This window comes from Gynuella sp., assembly GCF_050297175.1.
Taxonomy (GTDB): Bacteria; Pseudomonadota; Gammaproteobacteria; order Pseudomonadales; family Natronospirillaceae; genus Gynuella.
The window spans coordinates 17342-40310 of the sequence record NZ_JBNKSF010000019.1 but is presented as its reverse complement, the minus strand read 5'-3'; the positions used below and the strand labels follow the sequence as shown (position 1 = coordinate 40310).

The 22969-nt window shown below is 55.2% G+C and carries 10 protein-coding genes; 4 read left to right on the top strand and 6 right to left on the bottom strand.

All coding sequences use genetic code 11. The annotated features are described in order from the left end of the window. Window positions 1–191 precede the first annotated feature (191 nt). The 6 genes from ACQY6I_RS07350 to ACQY6I_RS07325 form a co-directional block, all read right to left on the bottom strand. The gene (locus tag ACQY6I_RS07350; protein WP_428240827.1) at window positions 192–566 is read right to left on the bottom strand and encodes a nuclear transport factor 2 family protein; all 375 of its coding nucleotides are present in this window, start codon (window positions 564–566) and stop codon (window positions 192–194) included. 105 nt (window positions 567–671) lie between these two features. Then, window positions 672–956: a hypothetical protein gene (locus tag ACQY6I_RS07345; RefSeq protein ID WP_428240826.1), complete on the bottom strand. Its 285-nt coding sequence runs from the start codon at window positions 954–956 to the stop codon at window positions 672–674. A 199-nt stretch (window positions 957–1155) separates the two neighbouring features. After that, entirely contained in the window at window positions 1156–1533 is a 378-nt protein-coding gene (locus tag ACQY6I_RS07340; protein WP_428240825.1) for a tetratricopeptide repeat protein, read from the bottom strand. 627 nt (window positions 1534–2160) lie between these two features. Further along, entirely contained in the window at window positions 2161–3195 is a 1035-nt protein-coding gene (locus ACQY6I_RS07335) for a hypothetical protein (protein WP_428240824.1), read from the bottom strand. A gap of 432 nt (window positions 3196–3627) precedes the next feature. Continuing rightward, entirely contained in the window at window positions 3628–5058 is a 1431-nt protein-coding gene (locus tag ACQY6I_RS07330) for a diaminobutyrate--2-oxoglutarate transaminase (protein WP_428240823.1), read from the bottom strand. A 9-nt stretch (window positions 5059–5067) separates the two neighbouring features. Beyond that, on the bottom strand, window positions 5068–5283 hold the full coding sequence (locus ACQY6I_RS07325; protein ID WP_428240822.1) for an MbtH family protein: 216 nt from the start codon (window positions 5281–5283) through the stop codon (window positions 5068–5070). A 232-nt stretch (window positions 5284–5515) separates the two neighbouring features. Here ACQY6I_RS07325 and ACQY6I_RS07320 point away from each other — a divergent pair, with 232 nt between their 5' ends. From ACQY6I_RS07320 to ACQY6I_RS07305, 4 genes are read left to right on the top strand one after another with little or no spacing between them, the layout of a single operon-like run. Then, window positions 5516–6520 (top strand): TauD/TfdA family dioxygenase, encoded by a 1005-nt coding sequence (locus tag ACQY6I_RS07320; protein ID WP_428240821.1) that lies wholly within the window; start codon window positions 5516–5518, stop codon window positions 6518–6520. Then, window positions 6507–8513, top strand: a complete 2007-nt coding sequence (locus ACQY6I_RS07315; RefSeq protein WP_428240820.1) for an AMP-binding protein — start codon at window positions 6507–6509, stop codon at window positions 8511–8513. Before ACQY6I_RS07320 ends, ACQY6I_RS07315 begins: the two co-directional genes overlap by 14 nt. After that, window positions 8513–13423, top strand: a complete 4911-nt coding sequence (locus ACQY6I_RS07310) for an amino acid adenylation domain-containing protein (RefSeq protein ID WP_428240819.1) — start codon at window positions 8513–8515, stop codon at window positions 13421–13423. Before ACQY6I_RS07315 ends, ACQY6I_RS07310 begins: the two co-directional genes overlap by 1 nt. Beyond that, window positions 13420–22965 (top strand): amino acid adenylation domain-containing protein, encoded by a 9546-nt coding sequence (locus ACQY6I_RS07305; RefSeq protein ID WP_428240818.1) that lies wholly within the window; start codon window positions 13420–13422, stop codon window positions 22963–22965. The genes ACQY6I_RS07310 and ACQY6I_RS07305 overlap by 4 nt, the downstream gene beginning before the upstream one ends. Window positions 22966–22969 lie beyond the last annotated feature (4 nt).

The following is a 22969-nucleotide window of genomic DNA, read 5'->3' as shown; positions in this document are numbered from 1 at the left end:
CACCGAATCGGTTTTTCCGTCTGTATCCAGCTCAGTAGGGCATTCATCTTAGCCAGAAAATTTTTCGCCGAGCTTATTTGCGCTTGGTTTGGCTCCCTGCATCTGAAAAGCTGAGTGATGGCATAGCAATTTCCCATTTGGATAATTCGTGGCTGGATTATCGCAGGTGCTGGTACTTTTTCAGAGTTGCCCTAGATCCTTTTGACCCATTTCGAACGCCACTCTGGCGCGGGATAATCATCTGGCCAAAATTCTACTTGTTTTATAATTAAACCATTCTCTACTGTGTGAAATGTGATTGCGCGCGCTTTGAGTTCTCCATCAGTTATTGATACATCCGTCACAACGGTATTGTTCTCGCAAACAATAGAATTTATATCAAATAACCATTTACCATTCGCAGGATAATAATTATTTATTGCCGTGAAATTTTCCCTTCCAACAATAAGTTCTGAACTCTGGGGCCAAAGACCTTCAAAATCTTCGGAAAGCCATTCACTCGCTTTGGAAAAATCATTGGATTTCATCGCATCCCAAAATGAAATGACTACTTCTTTTGACGTCATTAACTTCTCCGAATTTTATACAATTAAAGCCTCAAACTCCGGCTTGGTGCGGCGTGCGCGCGTCCAGTCTGTAGGGTGATACTACTTTTGATTGTTGGATATTTATTACATTGTAGCATCATGAATTTCTCTTTTTAACGCGACTGAAAGTTTCGCGCACATTTGAGTGAGCCAACCAACCCAAAGATCATCATTTACTTTGCCCGTGAACAGTAAGCCGCTTGGCTCATAAGAAACGGAAATGTATTTATCCTCGTGTTCCGTACCATACCAGTATGGAAAGTTTGTACCTTCAACCCAACCATCCATGCTTCGATATATCTCAGATATTTTTTCCCATTCGTCATCTGACAAATCTTGGGGAATATTTAGAGTTATTGATTTTTCCATAACTTCCTAAATGCCTAGTGACCGTGAGTGCCGAAGCAAACCGGAAGTGTAGTAGGGTGCATGAAATGGCCTATTTTCGCGCAGGATGTTGTCAGCCCCCGTTTTACATTCTCATTTACGCCCGTAAATTTCGGTGTTGCGAGTGGTGCTTCCTCACCTGCATCAAAACTATTCCTATTCTTTGAGGCCCCTTTGGTTTTTAGTGACCCATTGGATCAAAATATGCCTCCCATGTTAAGGCGCCAGCTTTTTTTGACTTCGCCTTTTTCATATAAACCATCGCATTTTCGTGAGTAGAGCAATTAATTAAAGCGACGCCAAGATTATAAAATGCGTGCTTGTTTTCACTGCCTTGGTCAATCGCTTTTTTAAGATACGTGGTGGCTTCTTTATGATTGCCCATATCACATAAGACAGTTCCATAGTTTATCAGTGTGGACTTATCATTAGGAGCCATAGCCAAAGCACCTTCTAGCAGCCTCCTGGCTTCATCAAAGTTTTGATGCCACTTGGCGCTATTTTGCCAAGTGCCATCTATCAATATTTTTGCCTGCTTGTTTATATTTTTGATGTTCATGTTTGAAACGTTACGCGGCAACGTGCGGCCGTAGTGTAGGCGCGTAGCGCCACCGAAACGAGAACCAAAACCAACCTGCTGGGTTGGCGCGCAATTACTCTGTTAAGCATTTTCAGTCTTGTTCCAAATATTGGCATCCTGTAAGAATATTGCCCGTTTTTCATGATCCTCAAACGCTCTCGGCGGGACAATAAATGCATTTTTGTTCTTTCCTGTAATGACTACCGAGCCATTCCTGTCTTCAATGAGCTCCACATCCTTCCATGATATATTGCCTGACTTAGACCCGATGGTGGTGGAAATACTGTGTTCATCGATGGTTAAAGTTCGAATCGACGACTTGAACATTATTTGCGGATAAATAGGGAAGGTAATTAAGCATACTAAAAAAACTGCCAGAGCAGCAGCAAGTAACCAGAGTGCCGTAAACGGCTTATGAGATAGAACAATATATATGGTCGCAAATGCAATACTGAATAATGCGTGATAGATCCAAAGTCCGTTGGTTTTTGCCCCAGTAAACCTCAAGTGGAGTATTTGACGAACGCTTATTCTGCATATTTGCTTCTACCTAATGCCTGGCTCACAGGAAAATTATGAGCGCAGCGATTAATTCTTTCTCTGTAGCTACTTGTTAACATCTTTCATTGCTTGCACTGTTGGTCTAGACAATATTTCGACCATAGATTTTTGATTGGCAAAATCATTTTCGCCGCCTGTTGCATAGCCTGTTGATTGCGGCGAGAAAATGCAACTTGCGGCTTGAAGCAATACAGCGTCACGTACACCTTCGTCGCTGGAAGCTTCAACTAAGGCACTGTGGGTCATTAGCGCATTTTGACGATGCTTATTAATAATTGCGTTGTGCTTGTGGTTAAGAAAGTTCTTGGCAGAAAGAAACAACATATATGCCATAACTGAGAAGATGAGGACTTTACTTATTGATAGCTGAATAGCGTCGTATGTTGTCTCGGGCTTGAGAAATGGGATTTTGTGTAAAAACAAACTGATGATAGCAAATAAACCTAAGCCAATTGCTAGTTTGACTGCATAACCTTGCCAACGCTCTGCTTCGACAGTGTGATGCTCAAATTCAGCATTAAAGTGAGCCGCTTGTTTTGTAACACCTTCTTCCGCTGCGACGCGCCGGATTTCCTCAAGAACAGCTTTTGCATCTTCTTCGTGTTTGGCTAGGTCACTTGATATTTTATTGGATTTATCTTTAATTGCTTGAAGAGTTTTTCTTGCGTCGGAATCAAGCCGCTGAAAATCAGCAGACCTGTGTAGCGAATACGAAATATATTGATGAAGAGCCTGAAATGCAGGTTGATAAGTATTTACTACTTGCTTAATAAGATTTGTTCTTGCGGTAACTGGATCTTGTTGTTCTAGGTCAAACTCTATTATTTGGGTGAATAGATTATAATGATTGTTAGAATTATCTCGAATTCTGATGAGCACGTTGTCAGGAAAATCTTGTAGAGCAGTAACAGATAGCCGTTTGTATAAATCGATTAATATTTGTGCTGGTTCAACTATTTCATTAAAGTTTAACCTGGCACCAAGATCTTCAACTCTAGGGAGAGTGGCTACCTCAAAGTTCTGCATCCTGCTTAATGATTCCTTTGCTTCTTCATAAAGTTCTTGTTTTCCAACTATCATTTTTTTCTTCCTAGACAGATGTTCGATTGGATGAGATGTAACGTCCGCATTTGTAGTTTGTTAGGAACGCATCGAAAAACCTGTTTGACAACATGTGTTTATTAGGGCTGGCCTTTGCTACTGTACACTTCTGAGATTGTAAAGGTCTGTCTTATTATACAGAGAGGTCTCGAATACGTTTCCAGTTTTCTATGTCAGGTATTGGTTGTCAGTAGGTAGTTTTTAGTATGGACGGAAACGATCTCAAATGCACAGCCGTTAGAATCAAAAAATATCGGCAGCAGGATTTTATATTCAGTATGTTCAGGGTCGCCAAAATAGATGCCCGTGACAAGGCACCATGCAAGCATGGTGCCTTCACTTTTTTTGATCAAACCAGTTCACTTATTCTGACGATCGGCATTATCGAGTGAGTCGATTGACGAGTAGGGGTTATTGGTTTTCGGCCCGCATAATTGCCTCGCTCAGAATATCGGCCATCACGTCCACTTCGGTTTCATGAATGATCAGCGGTGGCAGTAGTCGCACGGTGGAGCCATGCCGTCCGCCCACTTCGGTAATGAGCCCAAGAGTCAGGGCCTGGCGTTGAACCTGACGGGCTCGCTGGCCATCCAGAGGGTAGTTGCCCAGCGCATCCTGCGGTTGTTGCGGGTCGACGATTTCCACACCAACCATTAGACCGCGACCACGAACTTCACCGATGATCGGGCTTTGAATTTGTCGCAGTCTGGCTAATAGCCGTTCGCCCATTTGTCCGGCGTGCAGGTGCAGCTGTTTGTCGTACAGCCAGTTCATCACCACCTGACCGGTGGCCATAGCCAGCTGGTTGCCACGAAAGGTTCCGGCATGGGCACCTGGCTGCCAGGTATCCCAGTCTTGGTGATACACCAGGAGTGCCAATGGCAGGCCGCCGCCAATGGCTTTGGAGAGCACTATCATGTCCGGTTCGATACCGGCGTGCTGGAACGCAAAGACTTGACCGGTGCGTCCCATTCCTGCCTGTACTTCATCCAGAATCAGAGCAATGCCGTGCTGGCGGGTCAGTCGTCTGAGTCCGCGCAGCCATTCTACATCCGCAGGCAAGGCGCCGGCTTCCCCCTGAACCGCTTCCACAATCACGGCTGCCGGGGGCAGAACGCCCGATTCCGGATCCGTCAGCATGCTGTCCAGTTGATTGAGACTGGCCTGTACCCCGGCAGCGCCCAATCCATACGGGCACCGTCTGGCGTGAGGGTAGGGAAGAAACTGCACGCCCGGTACGGTTGTGCCCAGATGACGCTTGGGTCCGAGATTGCCCATTAGGCTTAATGTGCCCTGAGTCATGCCATGGTAGGCACCGGCAAAGGCAATTACGTTTTGTCGACCGGTAGCGGTTTTGGCCAGTTTGATGGCGGCCTCTACGGCATCCGCACCGCAGGGGCTGCAAAACTGGACCCGGCTGTTCGACTGTAAACCTGTCGGCAGCAGAGAAAATAATCGATCGATGAAAGCGTCTTTGACCGGTGTGGTCAGATCCAGTGTCTGCATCGGTACGCCACAATTCAAAGTATGGCCGATAGCTTCCTGTATGTCCGGATGATGATGACCTAACGCCAGTGTACCCGCTGCTGCCAGGGCATCGATGTACAGCTGGCCGCGGCTGTCTTCAACGTAGATGCCATGACCACGGACCAGCGCCAGGGGTAGCCGGCGGGGATAACTGCGGGCGTTGGATTCGCGCTGTTGCTGGCGTTCCAGCAAGATATCGTTATCAAGATTCCGTTCTGATTGTTGCCGTAATTGGGTGAGTGGGGCTGCGGCCGTGTTTTCGAGCGCGACGCCGGAAGTGGTCTGGGGCTCATCGTTGATACAGAGGTTGTCCATGGTTCACGCTCATTCATTAGTATTAGATGCCATGGCATCTTTAAGGCTTTTGGGGCGCATATCTGTCCAGGTTTCCTTGATGTAGGAAAGACATTCGTCTTTAGAACCGCTTTTGCCTGCTTTTTGCCATCCACCGGGAATGTCCTTGTAAGACGGCCAAATGGCGTATTGTTGTTCGTGATTCACCACAACTTCGAAGTGGGTATCCGGATCATCAAAACTCATAAACTCTATACCTCTTGTTTGCCTCTTAACGGGTTTGCCCGACGTTTCGTTTCATAGCATATCTCTAAATGAAAATAATTATCAATAGTATTTAGTTTCGGTACCAAATATGTATCATATGCCCGTATTCGAATCGGGATGATTGACATATCAACCATTTGCAACCTGCTGTGATGGGGCAAAGTCGTGATTGCAGCGGTTCACCAATGAGACATACAAGGCGGAAAAAATAATGACGGAAAGTGAAACGATCGCAGTGCAGTCAGGGCTACTTGCAGGACATTTACCTTTTTTAGTGAAGCCGGATAGTGAAGTGTTATGGAAAAACTGCCTCGACCGGTTGCATACCCTCATCCATGAAAACCTGGAAAAATACGGTGGTATTCTGCTGCGTGGTTTTCAAGTGGATGGTGAAGAGGATTTTCAGGCGTTTGCCCAGTCTTTTGGTTTCGAGTTGTTGAACTATGACTATGCCTCCACTCCACGGGCGGAAGTCAGAACGGGTGTGTATACCTCCACTGAATATCCGGCACATCAGATTATTCCGTTACACAATGAGCAGGCGTATACCCGCAGCTGGCCGATGAAGATCTGGTTTCATTGCATTACCGCATCTGAACAGGGAGGTGAAACTCCCATCGTCGACAGTCGCCTCGTGTATCAGTCCATCGACCCCGCTATTCGCCGGAAATTTATCGATAACGGTCTGCTATATGTTCGTAATTATGGTAACGGCCTTGACCTTCCATGGCAGAAAGCCTTCAGTACCGACGATCCCGCAGCGGTGGAAAATTTTTGTCGTGCTAATGAAATAGAATTTGAATGGAAGACTGATGGTGAATTGAGAACCCGTCAGCGTTGTCAGGCAGTGTCGGTGCATCCGCGTACCGGCGAAACAGTCTGGTTCAATCAGGCGCATCTGTTTCATGTATCCAATCTGCAACCCCATGTTCGCGAAACTCTGCTGTCGATTGTTGATGAAGCTGACTTGCCGCGTAACGTTTATTATGGCGATGGATCGGCCATCGATGAAACCGACTTGGATCACGTGCGCGAGGTTTTGCAGCGCCATCAAGTCAGTTTTCCCTGGCAGTCCGGCGATATCCTGATGCTTGATAATATGCTCGTGGCGCATGGTCGCAATCGTTTTCAGGGTGAGCGGAAAATTGTCGTGGCAATGGCCGAACCGGTCGTAAATGGCTCTTTGGTAAAGGAGTCGAACCATGTCACGGCATAACCCGGTCGACTGGATTGAGTGTTTGCAAAACCAGGCTGCCGGTTATGGTGATAAACCCTGTTTTGAGTATTCCTCCGACGGCGTGAGTGTGTCTGGCAGTATTACTTTTGCACAGCTGGATCAGCGCGCCAGGGCATTGGCTGTGCAGTTGCGTCGTCAGCTTGATACTGGTGAGCGGGCGGTACTCATGATGCCGAACGGCATCGAATATATTGTCGGATTTTTTGCCTGCGTTTATGCCGGCATCGTAGCCGTAACCGCCTATCCACCCCAATCCCGTCGGCGCGATTGGGGCAGGCTCAGTGCTGTGGCGCGTGATTGTCAGGCCCGTCAGATTATTTGCCTGGACCAGCATGTTGGCACCGTCGAGGAATGGTTATCGTCAGAATCATTAGCGTGTGAAGTAACGGTTGTGCCTGCGCAGGGGGATATGGCAGCAGCAAACGACTGGTGCCGGCCGGCGATACAGGCGGACGATCTGATGTTTCTGCAGTACAGCTCCGGTTCCACGGGGATGCCAAAAGGCGTGATGTTGTCGCACGCCAATCTGTTGGCCAATGCCCGAATGATTCAGCAGCAACTGGGGTTTTCAGCACAGCGAAATTGTGTGTCCTGGTTACCCATGTACCACGATATGGGATTTGTCGGTTATGTGCTGACTCCGTTATTGAGTGGGGCAACCGTTCGTCTGTTGCCACCACCATTGGTGGTACAAAGTCCGTATTTATGGCTGAAAACCATTTCTGATTGCCGCGCTGCTATCAGCGGCGGGCCTAACTTTATCTTTGATCACTGCGTGAGTCGCATTAATCCGGCGCAGCGGGCATCACTGGATCTATCCTGCTGGGAAGTCATTCCCAATGGCGCCGAACCGATTCTGGCAACCACCCTGCAACGCTTTGAACAGGCGTTTGCCGGTACCGGATTGGCGGCGGAAGCAATGAAACCGAGTTACGGCATGGCCGAAGCCTGTTTGTTTGTTTCCACCACGCCCGCGCAGGAACGTTATCGGGTATGGTCGGGAGAGACTGCTCAGTGGGTCAGTTCCGGTCGCCTGCATGATGGCCTTGATATCTGCATTGCTGATCCGGTTACCCTGGAACCGCAGGCTGAAGGCGAGGTTGGCGAGATTTGTTTTCGTGGCACCAGTGTCAGCCGCGGTTACTGGGCAAAGGATGAAATCAATCAGCAGGTTTTTAATCAGACCATAGCGGCGGAGTCCGGTTATTTCCGAACCGGTGATCTGGGATTTATTCGGGACGGTTACTTGTACGTCAGTGGTCGCCTGAAAGAAATGCTGATCGTGCGGGGCAACAATTATTTTCCTCAGGACATAGAAGCCACCGTACAGGCAGTGGATGATGATCTGACCGATCATGGTGGTGCTGTATTTGCCGTTCAACAATCCGGGCAGCCGGAGCAACTGGTGCTGGTACAGGAACTCACTCGGCAGGGCAGTCGCCGTCATGATCTCGAACAACTGATCCATCGTATTCGTCAGGTGGTTACCGAAAGTCATGATATCAGCCTGTCCACAGTGGTGTTGATTTCTCCGGCATCGCTGGCCAAAACCACCTCCGGCAAAATTCAGCGACTCCGCAGTCGGGAGTTATTTTTGGCCGATCAACTGAAAGTGATCCGGCAATGGCAGGCCTCGGCTTTGGAGGAAGATGAATCACTGGTGGAGCTTCCGACATTGGCGGCTCCGGTGACTGCCGGGGCGATCGAAAACTGGATTTGTCATTGGGCCGCACAGCAGACGCAATTGCCGCTGACAAGTATCGATACCGGGCAGCCGTTGTCTGCGAGCGGCCTGGATTCAGTGGATGCCATGACTCTGAGCGAAGCCCTGAGTCAGGCATTGCCGCAGGATATTGACTCCGAACTGATCTGGCAAAGCGATACCATCAGCGCCCTCGCGCAAGCCGTTGCGGCGGCGCTTGCGCAGCCTGAACCGGATCAGACAGAAGCCATGGTCGAGGGAGAGATCTGATGCTGGTTTCACTGATCAACCGCTGTCGTCGACTGAATATTCGTCTTTGGGTGGAACAGCAAAGCCTGCGTTTTCAAGCCCCCAAAGAGGCCATGGATGATGCCTTGCTGGCCGACATTCGCAGCCACAAACCCGCTCTGATTGACTATCTGCAACGGCACCCAGAGACATTCGAGGCGCGCGCGCTCAGTGCCAATGAACGGGCGTTATGGTTCCTCTATCGACTGAATCCGACCAGCAATGCTTACAACATGGCCTATGCCGTTAAGTTGCAGCCTCATGTGCAGCCGGATGTCGTTGCCAGTACCTTTGACCTGTTGATGCAGCGTTACCCCATTCTGTGCCGTGCCTATGTCGAACAGGATGGTGAAGTGGTGCAGGAGGGCGGTTCGGCCTGTCGGCCGCAGCTGCAGATCCATCGGGTCAAAGGCCTGCACGAGCAGGAAATTCATCAGCTGCTGGCCAACCTGGCGGATCAGCCTTTCCGGCTGGAAGTGGGTGATATCTGTCGAGCGCATTTATTGCTGCATCAACAACCACACGGACAAGAAAGCTACCTGTTGCTGATGGCGCATCATATCGCCGCAGACTTTATGTCGTTCGAACACCTCCGGCATGAATGGTTAACTGCCATACAAACCGGAAAATTACCGTCATTATCATCGAATTACCGCTATCAGGATTGGTTGGCGGAACAGGAAATCGCTTTGCGTCAGGCTGATCAGCAACGACAGTTCTGGTTGCAAACTCTGGCAGACGTACCGCAATTGCAATTACCCGTGGATCAGCCGGCCAGCGCCCATACGGGGCAAGCCGGTGGCGAGCTGCAGTTTACCCTGTCTGAGACTGATTCCGAGCGTCTGCGACAACAATGCCAGACGCTTGGTGTGACACCCTATGTCTGGTGGTTGGCAGCATTTCAGTGGTTACTCGGCCGATTGTCCGGGCAATCACGGTTTGTCATCGGTACACCGGGGTCGGGGCGTCTGAAACCGGCGCATCAGCGATTGGTCGGTTATCTGGTCAATCCGTTGGTGTTGCATTGTCAGCTCGATAAAGGTGTTGTATTTGCCGATTGGGCAGCGCATGTCCGGCAGCAGGTACAGGCTGCCATGCAGCATCAGAGTTATCCCTTTGCGCAGTTGCTGGAACAGCTCGATCTGCCCCGACAGGCCGGACGCAGCCCGGTGTTTCAGCACATGTTTACCCTCAACAGCGAACGCCCGGAACCTTTGAAAGAGGCCCTGATTGAACAGGAAATTATGGCCGGGCAGCGGGGCGCAGCCCATGAACTGAACCTGGTCATCGTTGATAACCGACGGGCATTCACCGGCCAATGGCGCTACAACCGGGAGGTTTTCACAGCGGAAAAAGTCACTGTGATTGCGGCGATGATGAATACCGTAGTGCAGCAGTTGTTGCGTGATCCCCAGCAGACGTTGCCGCAGCTGACCCTGACCACGGGGCAACAGTGTTCAGAGCTATTGGGTGAGCGCTTATCCTTAACCCATGACAGTGCCTTGCAGGCCTGGCTGGGCCAATGTCAGCAACGGGGTGATCAAACCGCGTTAATCATGGCCGCTGACCAACTCAGTTATGCCGATATGCGGATCCGTGTGGACGAGTGTGCCGGTCGACTGGCCGCCTTGGGAGTCCAGAGCGGTGACCGGGTTGGTATCTGGCTGAGGCGGGATCTGTCCCAGATTATCTGGATGTTCGCCTGCTGGCGGCTCGGCGCGGCCTATGTGGCATTGGACGCCGGCTGGCCGCTGGTGCGACTGGCGTTTATCTGTCAGGACGCCGGACTGCGGTTGATGATCGGCAACGGCGCGCAACCTGATTGGTTGCCGGAAGGACCACGCTGGCTGAATGCCGATCGGACTGAAGTGTATTCCCCGGCACACTGGCAACCGGTAAAACCCGCCCCGGAACGGCCGGCTTATCTGATTTATACCTCTGGTTCCACCGGTCAGCCCAAGGCCGTGGTGATCAGCCATGGCAACCTGATCCATTATGCCGAGGCGGTGATGCAGCGTTTGCAGCTGCCGGCTGTCGCCAGCCTCACGGCGCTTGCCGGCAACGGTGCCGATCTTGGTTATACCGCCGTGTTTGGCGCACTGTTGACCGGTCGCACCCTGCGTTTGCTCGACGAAGAACTGGCCCACGATGCCGATGCCCTGACGGCCCATCTGCAACAGTATCCGGTGGACTGCCTGAAAATTGTGCCATCACATTTGGCCGGGCTGCTGGCCGCGACCCGGAACAATGCGTTGTTACCCCGACACACTCTGATGTGTGGCGGTGAAGCGCTGTCGCCGGCGCTGTTGGCACAACTGCGTGAACGGCAGCCGGGGTTGCGTATTGTCAATCATTATGGACCGACCGAAACCACTGTCGGCGTGTTGGCGGATGCCATCGATGATGACGGACCGGTGACTCTGGGGCGGCCGCTGGCGAATGTCCGGGTGCGGGTGGTGGATGATTGTCTGCATCCCGTTGCCGTGGGATTTCCAGGCGAGCTGCTGATTGCCGGACCAACCGTGTCCAGTGAAGGCTACTGGCGGCAACCGGAACTCACGGCGCAGCGGTTTATCGATGATGCTGACCGCTGGTACCGCAGTGGCGACAAAGTGGTGATGGAAAACGGCCGGCTGCGGTTTATCGGCCGAATGGATTTTCAGGTCAAGATTCGCGGTTTTCGGGTGGAACCGGGTGAGGTGAGCGCCTGGCTACAGCAACATATCACCGATGCACTGGTTGTGAATCGACCCGATGAGCGCGGTCAGAACCGTCTGGTGGCCTATCTGCGAACCGATGCCGACACGGCACGCCGGGTCTGGCGCGAGATGCAGGCGCAATTGCCGGATTATCTGGTGCCGTCACGCTGGCTGTTGATCGAATCCATACCGTTGCTGGCCAACGGTAAAGTAGACCGGCAGGCGCTGCCGGATCCTGATCAGCCGGTCGATGCCGTCAGTTTGACGCTCGATGGACAGACCTCCGGCGAAGCAGGGGAGCAACACGATACTGCCACGGTTCTGAGCGAGACCGAAACCACATTGCGGGAGATCTGGCGAGCGTTGCTGAACCGCCCGCAGCTCGGCATCCATGACAACTTTTTTGCCCATGGTGGCGACTCCATTCTCGGACTGCAGATTATCGCCAAAGCCCGTCAGGCGGGTATCAAACTGACGCCCAAGGCCATTTTTGAACACCAGACCGTGGCTGCTTTGGCACAGGTAGCGCAATTGGCAGAGCCGCCGGCCGATTCGATGGAGCAGGCGTTGCTGAACATCGCCCGCGAGGTGCTTAACCGGCCCGATTTGCGCGCCACTGATAACTTCTTTCAGGTGGGCGGGGATTCCATTCTCAGTTTGCAGATTATCGCCAAAGCCCGGCAGGCAGGGATCAAACTGACGCCAAAAGCCATCTTTGAACACCAGACCATGGCAGCCCTGGCAAAGGTGGCCGAACCACTGACCGGGGCGACACCGGTGGCGCAAACCGCCGCTGTGGTGTCATCGCAACGGTTTGCGCTGACGCCGATCCAGCAATGGTTTTTTGATCAGTCGCAACCGCAGCCGCAACATTGGCATCAGTCCCTGTGGCTGCAATGTACCGAAACCATTGATTGCACTCGCCTGCGACAGGCGCTGGCAATGGTGGTACAGCGGCATGCCGCGCTGCGACTCAGCTTTGAACACGATGGGCAGCAATGGTGGCAATGCTACCAGCCCTGGCAGCCGGACTGGCAGGCAGTGCTGGTGATGGAAGAGGGGCGTCAGCCTGATGAAACCCTGCTCACTGAACTGCAAGCAGGATTCAAGCTGTCGCAGGCCCCACTGATCCGGCTGGTCTATTTTCCAGCCACCCGGCAGCTGCTGGCCTGTGCCCATCACCTGATTATCGATGCAGTCTCGTGGCAGATCGTCCTGGATGAACTGGCCCATCTGTATCGAGGCCATGAGCAATCGGCATTGGCTCCGGTCACGATTGATGTAGACCAATGGCAGCAGCGGTTGCAGGAAACTGCTGACCGGCTACCTCCAGCCAGCGAGCATTACTGGACGCGCCAGACACTGATGTCCACGGAAGTTTTAAATGCTCAAGGCTTTACAGCTGAAGCGACCAATACCTATGCCAACAGCCGTCACTGCCTGGTCCATCTCGATGCTGAACGGACCCGGCAACTGCTGAGTGAGGCGCATCGGGCCTATCGCACTCAAGTGCCGGAACTGCTGCTGACGGCGTTGGTGAGGGCGCTCGGTGAGTGGCTGCGCAGTGATCAGGTCGTGATCGAACTGGAAGGCCATGGCCGCGAAATGCCCGGTACGGACGTTGACCTGTCCCGCTCGGTGGGCTGGTTTACCAGTCGTTATCCGCAAGCATTTACGGTATCGGACGATATTGCCACCGCGCTGATCAGCGTGAAGGAAACCCTGCGACGGATCCCTGGCAACGGTCTCGACTATGGTCTCTGGCGCTATCTCGCGGCTGACCGGAGCCCTGATCAGTCCTGGCCGGATTCATCGCTGGTGACGTTCAACTACCTGGGCCGGGAACCTGTCGCTGCTGCTGATGGTCTGTGGCAGCTGGCGCAGTTGTGGTGCCCCGGGATGCGCGCGCCGCAAAATCTGCGTTCCCATCGGCTCGATATCAACGCCCTGATCGTTGACGGCTGTCTTCAGGTTGACTGGTGTTATCCCGGTCAGGACCCCGCATTGACCGACACCCCGGCATTGGCGCAACGGTTTATCGAACACCTTCAAAATCTGCTCGACCATTGCCTGGATGAGCATAACGGCCGCGCCACGGCGATTGATTTCCCCGATGCCGGCATTGATGACGATGCATTCAACGCATTGCTGGAAGAATTACTCGCCACTCCCGCATACGAGGTACAACCATGAACCGCCCGATCCAGCCATCGCACAACCGTTTAAAACGGGATCTGGCCAACAACATCGAAGCAGTGTATCCGCTGGCACCCATGCAACAAGGGTTGCTGTTTCATAGCCTGATGAACCCAGGCAGTGGCATGTATCTGCTGCAATACCGCCATGTCATGGTCATGGAGAACCTTGATCAGCAAGCCTTCGAGCGTGCCTGGCAGGCAGTGGTGCAGCGCCATGAATTGCTGCGCACAGCGTTTGTCTGGAAGCAGCAGCAACAACCGCTGCAGGTGGTGTTCAAGCATCGGCCGCTGGCCGTTGAGTGGCTCGACTGGCGGCATCTGAATCACGGCGAACAGCAGCAACAACTGGAAAGTCTGTTGGCACAGGAACGCCGTGAGGGGCTGCCTTTTACCCAGGCACCGCTGATGCGGGTACGGATGATCCGGCTGGCGCAGCACGAATGGCAGTTTGTCCGCAGTTATCACCATATCCTGATGGATGCCTGGTGTTTCTCCATCATCATGATGGACTTTCTCAACTATTACCGCGCCTTTTGCCGTGGCGAAACGCTGGAGTTGCCGGCACCACGGCGTTATCGAGAGTTTATCCACTGGCTGGGTCAGCAACCGGCGGACGGTCATCGTGATTTCTGGCAACAGCGCTTGCAGGGATTTGACACCCCAACATCCCTTGGCATACGGGAAGCCATGGCCTATGAAGACGAGGTACCGGTGTGTGACGTGGTGCAACCGTTGAGCGCTGCCCAGACCGAACGCCTGCAACAGGCCGCCGCCAGTGCCCGCATTACCGTCAACACCCTGGCTCAGGGAGCCTGGGCGCTATTGTTGTCGCGTTACAGTGGTGAACAGGATGTGTTGTTCGGGGTCACGGTGGCCGGTCGCCCGGCGCATCTGCCGGGCATGGAAGCCATCGTCGGTCTGTTTATTAATACGCTGCCATTACGCTGGCGGGTTGATCCGCAGCAGTCGGCGCAGCCGTGGCTACAAGCCTTGCAGGCGGAAAACCTGACCCTGCGGGATCATGAAACCAGCGCGCTGGCGGATATACAACAGTGGAGCGAGGTACCGAAGCAGGATTTGTTTCAGAGTCTGTTTGTGTTCGAAAACGCGCCCATGGATGCCGGACTGAAACAGGAGAATCTGGAATTCATCATCGAACAGGCTGCCAATCGCACCCATACCAATTACCCGCTGACGGTGGTCATCATTCCCGGTCAGCAGTTACACCTGCAATTGACCTATCAGACCACGGATTTCAACGCCGCCGCCGTTACTACCATGCTGACGCACTATCAGTCCCTGTTACTGGGCCTGGCTGATGTCTTGTTGGACAGTGACGCATTGCTGGACAGTCATCAATCGGCACCGCTATCGGCGCTGCCGATGTTGAGCGCCGTGGAGCTGTCAGCTCAGCAGTGCTGGGGCGAAGGCGCAAGCGCTGCCATCAGCGATGACTATGTCACCCTGTTTGAACGGCAGGTGACGGCCGCCCCCGACCAGCCGGCGGTGCATGATCAGGATGCCGGTTTCAGTTATGACGAACTGAACCAGCGCGCCAACCGGCTGGCCCATACTCTCATACAACAGGGTATCGGTGCAGATAGCGTAGTGGCCGTGCTGGCCGACCGTGACCGGCACCTGCTGGTGATGATCCTGGCGATTCTCAAGGCCGGTGCCGCCTGGCTGCCGTTGGACCCACAACATCCGCCCTTGCGGCTGCAAACGGTCATCGCCCGCAGCCGTACCGCACTGGTGCTGGCACCGGCGACATATCAGACATTACTGACCCGGGCGCTTGAGGGAATCACAGCGTGTCCGGAGACATTGATCTATGACGCCAACAGCGCGCCAACCCAACGATATGAAAACCCGGTACAGAGTGCTCAGCCGCAGCAACTGGCCTATGTCATTTTCACTTCTGGCTCCACCGGTACCCCAAAAGGGGCCATGGTTACCCGCCAGGGCATGCTTAACAACATGCTGGGCAAGTTTGAACCGCTGCAACTGACCGCCACCGATGTCATTGCCCAGACCGCCAATCAATGTTTTGACATTTCCGTCTGGCAGCTGCTGATTGCCGGGCTCCTTGGCGCTCGGGTGGAAATATTGCCTGATTGCATCAGCCAGGATCCGGCCAGATTGGTACCGGCCATCAACGATAAGGGCATTACCGTTCTTGAACCGGTGCCAGCGCTGATGCAGGGCATGCTGTTGCAATCAACATCGGTCGATACACTGCGCTGGATTCTGCCAACGGGCGAAGCTCTGCCACCGGCGCTGGCGCGGCAATGGTGTCAGCGTTATCCGCAGATTCCGATGATGAATGCCTATGGTCCGGCGGAGTGTTCTGATGACGTGGCGTTCTATCCTATTCATGCCCTAACGGATGCTGCTCTGGCTCACGTTCCCATTGGCCGACCGACTCTTAACAACCGGCTGTATCTGCTCAGTCCGCAGCTGCAACCATTACCGGTGGGCGCCATTGGTGAGTTGTATGTGGCCGGTACCGGTGTGGGGCGGGGATATCTGCATGATCCGGCCCGTACCGCCGCTGCATTCATTCCCAATCCGTTCAGTAATGCCGGCGAGCGCCTCTACCGCACCGGCGACCTGGCGCGCTGGCTTGAAGATGGCCGGCTACAGTACGTTGGTCGGGTGGACTATCAGGTCAAGGTACGTGGTTACCGGATCGAACTCGGGGAGATCGAATCCCGGCTGGCACAGTTTCCGGATATTCGGGAAGTGGTGGTGCTGGCCACCGAAGACACTCAGCGCGGTACCCTGCTGGTGGCGTATCTGGGGGTTCCCGGTGAACTGGCGCGCACAGAACTGGCCGGGCAGGGGAGCTGGCAGGTACTGAAGGATTTTGTCGCCGCCGGCCTGCCGGAATACATGGTCCCTGCTGCATTTGTGGCGCTGGCTCAGCTGCCGCGTAACCGCAACGGCAAAATTGACCGCCAGGCTCTGCCAGCGGTGGATTTCAATGCGGTACAGCAGGCCGAGTATGTGGCACCTGCCAATGCCTTGGAGCAGACCATTGCCAGCGTATGGGAAACCGTGCTCGGACTCGACAACGTGGGTACCGCAGCAGACTTTTTTGAACTGGGTGGTCATTCTTTGCTGGCCACCCGGGTCAGCGGTCAGCTCAGTCGTCAGCTGCAACGGGAGGTTCCACTGCGGGTGATCTTTGAACATCCGACCATTGCCGCGCTGGCCGGCTGGCTGCAGAGCCACCAGCATGAGGCTGCACGATTGACGTTGCAGAAGGTGGATCGCAGCGCGCGAATTCCGTTGTCCTATGCTCAGCAGCGGATGTGGTTCATGCAGCAGCTGGAACCTGACAGCGCCGTGTGGCATCTCGCAGCCGCAGTACGGCTGACCGGGGAAGTACAGCCACAACGCATCGAAGCCGCCTGGAATCAACTGCTGGCGCGTCATGAAATTCTGCGCACCGGTTTTGTCGTTATCGAAGAAATGCCCTGTCAGCACATCGCGCCGCATCTGACCCTGCCGTTGACGCAGCTGGATCTGCGTGGCGAGGTTGATCCAGCTGCGCGTTTGCAGTCGCTGCTGCGGCAGCAGGCGCAACAGCCCTTCAAACTGGATGAGGCACCATTGATCCGCATCGCGCTGATACAGACGGCGGATCAGCAGTGTGTGCTGTCGCTGTGTTGCCACCACATCATTGCCGATGCCTGGAGCCTGCAACAGCTGATCGCGGAATTCTGTCAGTACTATCGTCAGCCGGACGCCGAACCGGTACCGGCAGCGCTGCAGTACGCCGATTACGCAGTGGCTGAGCTGCAGTGGATGCAATCACCGGCGATGACCGGTGCCCTGCAATTCTGGCAGCAGCAACTGAGTGGTGAATGGCCGGTGCTGACGCTGGCGGCGGATCGTCCACGGCCAGAGCGCCCTTCCGGTCATGGCCGGCGTTTGCAACTGCCGCTGAGCGATACCCTGCAACAGCAATTACAGCAGCAGTACCGCGGCGATCAGCGGTTTGCGGTGTTGATGGCGGCATATCAGTTGTGGTTGTCCCATTACAGCGGCCAGTCGGAACTGCTGATCGGGGTGCCAGTGGCAAACCGCGAGAGCGTGGACACCCATGAGATGCAGGGATGTTTTGTGAATACCCTGGTGTTGCGGGCGAAATTGTCGCCGGCCATGACCGTGACCGAACTCGTGGACAGCGTGCAGCAGCAGATGCTGGCCGCTCAGGCGCATCAGCAACTGCCGTTTGATTATCTGGTCGAACAGCTCGGTGTGCCACGTCAACTCAGCCATAATCCGGTGTTTCAAGCCTTGTTCAACTATCTGCCGGAACCGGCATTGAGTGGCTTCGCGCTACCGGATATCGACGTTGAGGTACTGGATAACCGTCCCGACACCGCCATGTGCGATGTGAAGCTCGATATCATTGGCCAGCAACTACAGCTGGAATACAGCACCGATCTGTTTGACGCTGCCCGCATGAACGCCATGGCCCGGCACTTCATCGATGTCGTCAGCCAGTTGCTGGCTCATCCCCATGAGTGTCTGGGACACTTGCGACTGGAGGATGCCGCAACCTTGAATACCGTTGCCGATGATCAGCCGTCGTTACCGCAGCCGGCATTGCTGGAGCGGTTTGTCCGTCAGGTGCAGGCAAATGCCGATGCCGTGGCGGTGATTGGGCCGGCGCATCAACTCAGTTATGCCGAACTGGACCGGCACAGTGATGCCCTGGCGGCAGCATTGTACCGACAGGGCGTCGGTGTAGGAGATCGGGTTGCCTTGTGCCTGCAACGTGAGGTCACCCTGGTGGTAGCCATGTTGGCGGTGCTGAAAGCCGGCGCTGCCTACGTGCCGGTGGAACCGGAATGGCCGCGTGAGCGGGCAGCCTATGTGCTGGAACATGCGGCGGTAACCGTAGCCATCGTCGATGACAGTCTGCGCCAGCGTCTGAGTGACTGGTACCCGGCGGTCGTGATGATGTCGCCTTGGGCCGGCGACGATGAGCGATTTGATTGGCAGGCGACCCCGGTCAGTGCCACTCAGCCGGCTTATGTGCTGTATACCTCTGGCTCCACCGGCCAGCCCAAAGGCGTGTCCATTCAGCGTAGAAACCTCGATAACCTTGCTGCTGATCTGGCCCATCAGCTGGATTTGCAGGCGGGTCAGGGGGTGCTGGGGCTCACCACTTATTGTTTCGATATCGCCTTTACCGAACTGCTGTTTCCGCTGACTGTCGGCGCGCATGTGGTCATTGCCTCCAGCGCTGCTGTCAAAGATCCGGCTGCCATTGCCAGGCTGGTCAGCGACCAGGATATCCATCTGTTACAGGCCACACCGGCCACCTGGAGTTTGTTGCTGGCTCATACCGGACTGCGTTTTGATGGCATGGAACTCATTGCCTGTGGCGAAGCGCTGTATGCCGAACAAGCCAGCCAGTTGCTGGCGCGCGGCGGGCGGCTGCTGAACGCCTATGGCCCGACCGAATTTACCGTATTTGCGAGTTATTACCCGGTCGAGCAGGTCGATCAGGACATACTGCCTATTGGTTATGCCGGTCAGGGAGCCCGTCTGTACGTGCTTGATCAGGCCCTGCGGCCAGTGCCTCAGGGGGTGGCCGGAGAGCTGTATCTCAGTGGTGACAATCTGGGCAGTGGCTATTATCGGGCCGCCGATCTGACTGCGGCTGCGTTTCTGCCGGATCCCTTCAGCCAACAGCCGGGCGCGCGCATGTACCGGACCGGTGACCGGGTCAGGATGAATGCGGCCGGAGCCCTGGATTATCTGGGACGCATCGATTTTCAGGTGAAACTACGGGGCTTCCGCATCGAACTCGGTGAAATCGAGGCCAGAATGCTGAGCCTTGAAGGCGTGAACAACGCCGCTGTGCGACTCTGGGGTCAGGGCGAAGATGCCCGTCTGGTGGCCTATTGGAGTGGCGCGCCGACGACCACTGCTGACTGGCAGGCGCATCTCACGGCGGCGTTGCCCGATTATATGGTGCCGGCGCATTACCAATGGCTTGAGCAGTTGCCGATGAACAGCAACGGCAAGGTGGACCGCCGGCAACTGCCACAACCGCAGATGAGTGACCGGACGACTGCCGAACGACAACCGCTACAGACGTTGTGGCAGCAGCGTCTGGCCGCCATCTGGAGTGAGCTACTGAACTGTGAAAACGTCGGCGCGGATGATCATTTCTTTGCCCTTGGAGGCCATTCCCTGTTGGCTGCTCGCCTGGTCAGCCGGGTGGCGGAGCGGTTTGCAGTGACCCTGCCGCTGGCGGCGGTATTTACCCACCCACGGCTGGATGCCATGGCCGAGCAGCTGCAACAGGCCGGGCAAAGTATGACGATCAGCGCGTTGGAAGACGAGGCCGCGCTGCAACCGCTACCCATGCACCCAACCCAGCAGCGGCTCTGGTTTCTGGAACAGTTCAGCGGTGCCGGCCGGGCTTATCAGTTAAATCTGACCATGCGTGTGCGTGGTACGCTCGATGTTCCGCGATTGCGGCAGGCATTAGTGGCGCTGGTGCAACGTCAGGGCAGTCTGCGAACCCGTTTTGACGAAACGGCTGACGGTCCGGTGCAACAGCTGCTGGCACAGATCGAACTGCCATTGCATATCCATCAGACCGAGGTGACGGCGGAGACCTTGCCGACCGTACTCGCCACGACTGCTGATCAGCCACTGGACCCGCGTTCCGGTCCGCCGTGGCGATTGGATCTGTATCGTCTGAACCACGAGACCATACTGCAACTGAATATGCATCATTTGCTGGCCGATGCCTGGTCGTTGCAGGTATTTGTGCAGGAGCTGGAAGCGCTGTATCTGGATCAACCATTGCCACCGTTGGCCTTGCAGTTTGTGGATATCAGCCATTGGTGGCGCAGTGATGTTGCCCAGCAGCGCCTGGCCGCGCAGCGTGACTACTGGCTGCACCAGCTGGCGGGTGAGGTACCGGTACTGGACTTGCCGCTGGATCTGCCGCGACCGGCGCAACAGAGTCATCATGGTCGTCGCCTGCGGTCGGAATTATCGGCACCACAGATAGCGCAGCTGCAACAAGTCTGTCAGCGCTATTCATTGACGCCGATGGTGCCACTGCTGAGCGCCTGGCAACGGTTGTTATCCCGTTACAGCGGGCAGCCGGATGTCTGGCTTGGAGTGCCGGTGGCCAACCGGCAGCTGCCCCACACCGAACAACTGATCGGTTTCTTTGCCTCGACCCAGGTCATTCGGGCACCGATACAGTCGAGCCAGTCCGTCGCCGAACATTGGCTCAGGCTGCGTCAGGTGCTGATCGACGCACAGCAACACCAGGATCTGCCGTTTGAGCAGTTGGTGGAGCTGTTGAAAGTACCGCGCGATCCGGCCCGTTCGCCACTGTTCCAGGCCATGTTCAACCTGATACAGGTGAGCAACCACGAGTCACGCGAGTTTGCCGGTATGCCGTTACAGCGCATCGACAGTGACGATCACACCGCGCTGGCGGATATTGGTCTGCAATTTGAACAGCGTGGTGAGCGCTGGTGTGCGGTGTTGGAGTACAACACCGATCTGTTGTTTGAAAGCACGGCCGAGCGTTACCTGCGCCAGTATCTGGCGCTGTTGGATCAGATGCTGTCGGCGCCGGAACAGCCCATGGCGGCTTTAACCCTCCACGAACCCGCAGACCTGACCCGGTTGTTGCAGTGGAATCCCGCAGGCGTGTCTCTGGATCCCGAGGAAGACACCATCAGCCGCTTTGAGCAACAGGTGGCGCGTACCCCGGATGCCGTGGCTCTGATTCATCGTCAACAGTCGTGGAGCTACAAGCAGCTGAACCAACGGGTCAATCAGTTGGCGCACCGGTTGCTGGCCTGTTCACAACGTCCGCAGCGGGTGGCGATTGCCGTTCATCGTGGTCCCTGGCTGCAAATTGCGCTGTTGGCCGTGCAAAAGGCTGCCGCCACTTATATTCCCCTGGACCCGGACCATCCGGCTGAGCGATTGCACTACATCTGCCGCCACGCCCGTCCCGAACTGATTCTGACTGAAAGCACGCTGGCCGGGCGGTTGGCAGCGATAGAGGATGATGGCAACGCCGCAGAGATCTGGCCGCTGGACCAGTGGTCACTCGACGACGTTCCTTCGCAGTGGCAGCACAACCCGCAGGTACGACGCGATCCCTGGCAACCGGCCTACATCATTTATACCTCGGGTTCCACCGGTCAACCCAAGGGCGTGATGATCAGCCGGCGTAATCTCAATAATTTTCTGCATGCGCTGGCGGAAGTGTTACCGCTGTCATCGGCCGATACCTGGCTGGCGGTGACGACGGCATCCTTCGATATGAGCGTACCGGAGTTCTACCTGCCGTTGCTGCACGGCGCTTCAATCCTGATGGCCGACCGTGCCGAGGTTGTTGATGGCCGGCAACTCATGGCGCTGTTGCGCCAGGCGACGGTCATGCAGGCCACACCGGCAGGCTGGCAGATTCTGCTGGCCGATGGTGACGAAGCATGGCCACCAATACGAGGTCTGATCGGTGGTGAAGCGGTGTCGGCAGAGCTGAGCCGGACTCTCATGGCCCGGGGCGTACAGCTGATAAATGCCTATGGCCCAACCGAAACCACGGTATGGTCGACCAGTCAGCCCCTGAATGATGCTATCCAGGGTATTGCGCCGATTGGCCGGCCGTTGATGAACAATCGCTGCTATGTGCTCGATGCCGATCTGCAGCCGGCACCGGACGGTGCCGTGGGTGAACTGTTCATTGCCGGGGAGGGAGTGGCGCTCGGCTATGACCATGCCGCGGATCTGACGGCGGCAGCTTTTCTGCCGGACCCGTTCCAGCAGGATGGTCAGCGTATGTACCGCACCGGTGATCTGGTGCGACGGCTGGCGGATGGTTCGTTGCAGTATCTGAGCCGGCGGGATTTCCAGGTCAAGGTACGTGGCTACCGTATCGAACTTGGCGAAATCGAAAGCGCTTTGCGTCAGTGTGACGGGGTACAGGAAGCCGTAGTGGCAACCGATGAACAGCAGCGTCTGCTGGCCTGGGTCACCGCTGAACACGACGATGCCGCCGCATTGCTGCAAACCGAGCCGCTTAAGGCAGAACTGCAAAACCGCCTGCCGGGCTACATGATTCCCACGGCCATCATTCCGCTACCGGAACTGCCCCTCAACAGCAACGGCAAAATCGACCGCAAAGTACTGTTGCAGGAACTCGATGAATTGCCGGTACAAAGCCACAGCCGGGCGCCAGAAGGCGCAACCGAAACCCGGCTGGCGTTGATCTGGCAGGAACTGCTGCAACTGAGTCCGGGAGCCGAAGACAGCTTCTTCGAACTGGGCGGTCATTCGCTGCTGGCCATGCAGATGATCAGCCGGGTGGAGACAGAGTTCGGGGTGCGACCGGATCTGCAGTCACTGTTTGCCGCACCCACCATTGCCGCCCTGGCGCAGGTGTTAGATGCCCGCCATGCCAACGGCCACGATGCCCAGGACGATCGCCTCGACCTGATGGATCAATTGCTTAATGAATTAGAAGGATAAGTTG

Bases quoted from the DNA above. Each gene is read 5' to 3' on its own strand.
- ACQY6I_RS07350 (WP_428240827.1), bottom strand. From the start codon at position 566: ATGACGTCAAAAGAAGTAGTCATTTCATTTTGGGATGCGATGAAATCC.
- ACQY6I_RS07345 (WP_428240826.1), bottom strand. From the start codon at position 956: ATGGAAAAATCAATAACTCTAAATATTCCCCAAGATTTGTCAGATGAC.
- ACQY6I_RS07340 (WP_428240825.1), bottom strand. From the start codon at position 1,533: ATGAACATCAAAAATATAAACAAGCAGGCAAAAATATTGATAGATGGC.
- ACQY6I_RS07335 (WP_428240824.1), bottom strand. From the start codon at position 3,195: ATGATAGTTGGAAAACAAGAACTTTATGAAGAAGCAAAGGAATCATTA.
- ACQY6I_RS07330 (WP_428240823.1), bottom strand. From the start codon at position 5,058: ATGGACAACCTCTGTATCAACGATGAGCCCCAGACCACTTCCGGCGTC.
- ACQY6I_RS07325 (WP_428240822.1), bottom strand. From the start codon at position 5,283: ATGAGTTTTGATGATCCGGATACCCACTTCGAAGTTGTGGTGAATCAC.
- ACQY6I_RS07320 (WP_428240821.1), top strand. From the start codon at position 5,516: ATGACGGAAAGTGAAACGATCGCAGTGCAGTCAGGGCTACTTGCAGGA.
- ACQY6I_RS07315 (WP_428240820.1), top strand. From the start codon at position 6,507: ATGTCACGGCATAACCCGGTCGACTGGATTGAGTGTTTGCAAAACCAG.
- ACQY6I_RS07310 (WP_428240819.1), top strand. From the start codon at position 8,513: ATGCTGGTTTCACTGATCAACCGCTGTCGTCGACTGAATATTCGTCTT.
- ACQY6I_RS07305 (WP_428240818.1), top strand. From the start codon at position 13,420: ATGAACCGCCCGATCCAGCCATCGCACAACCGTTTAAAACGGGATCTG.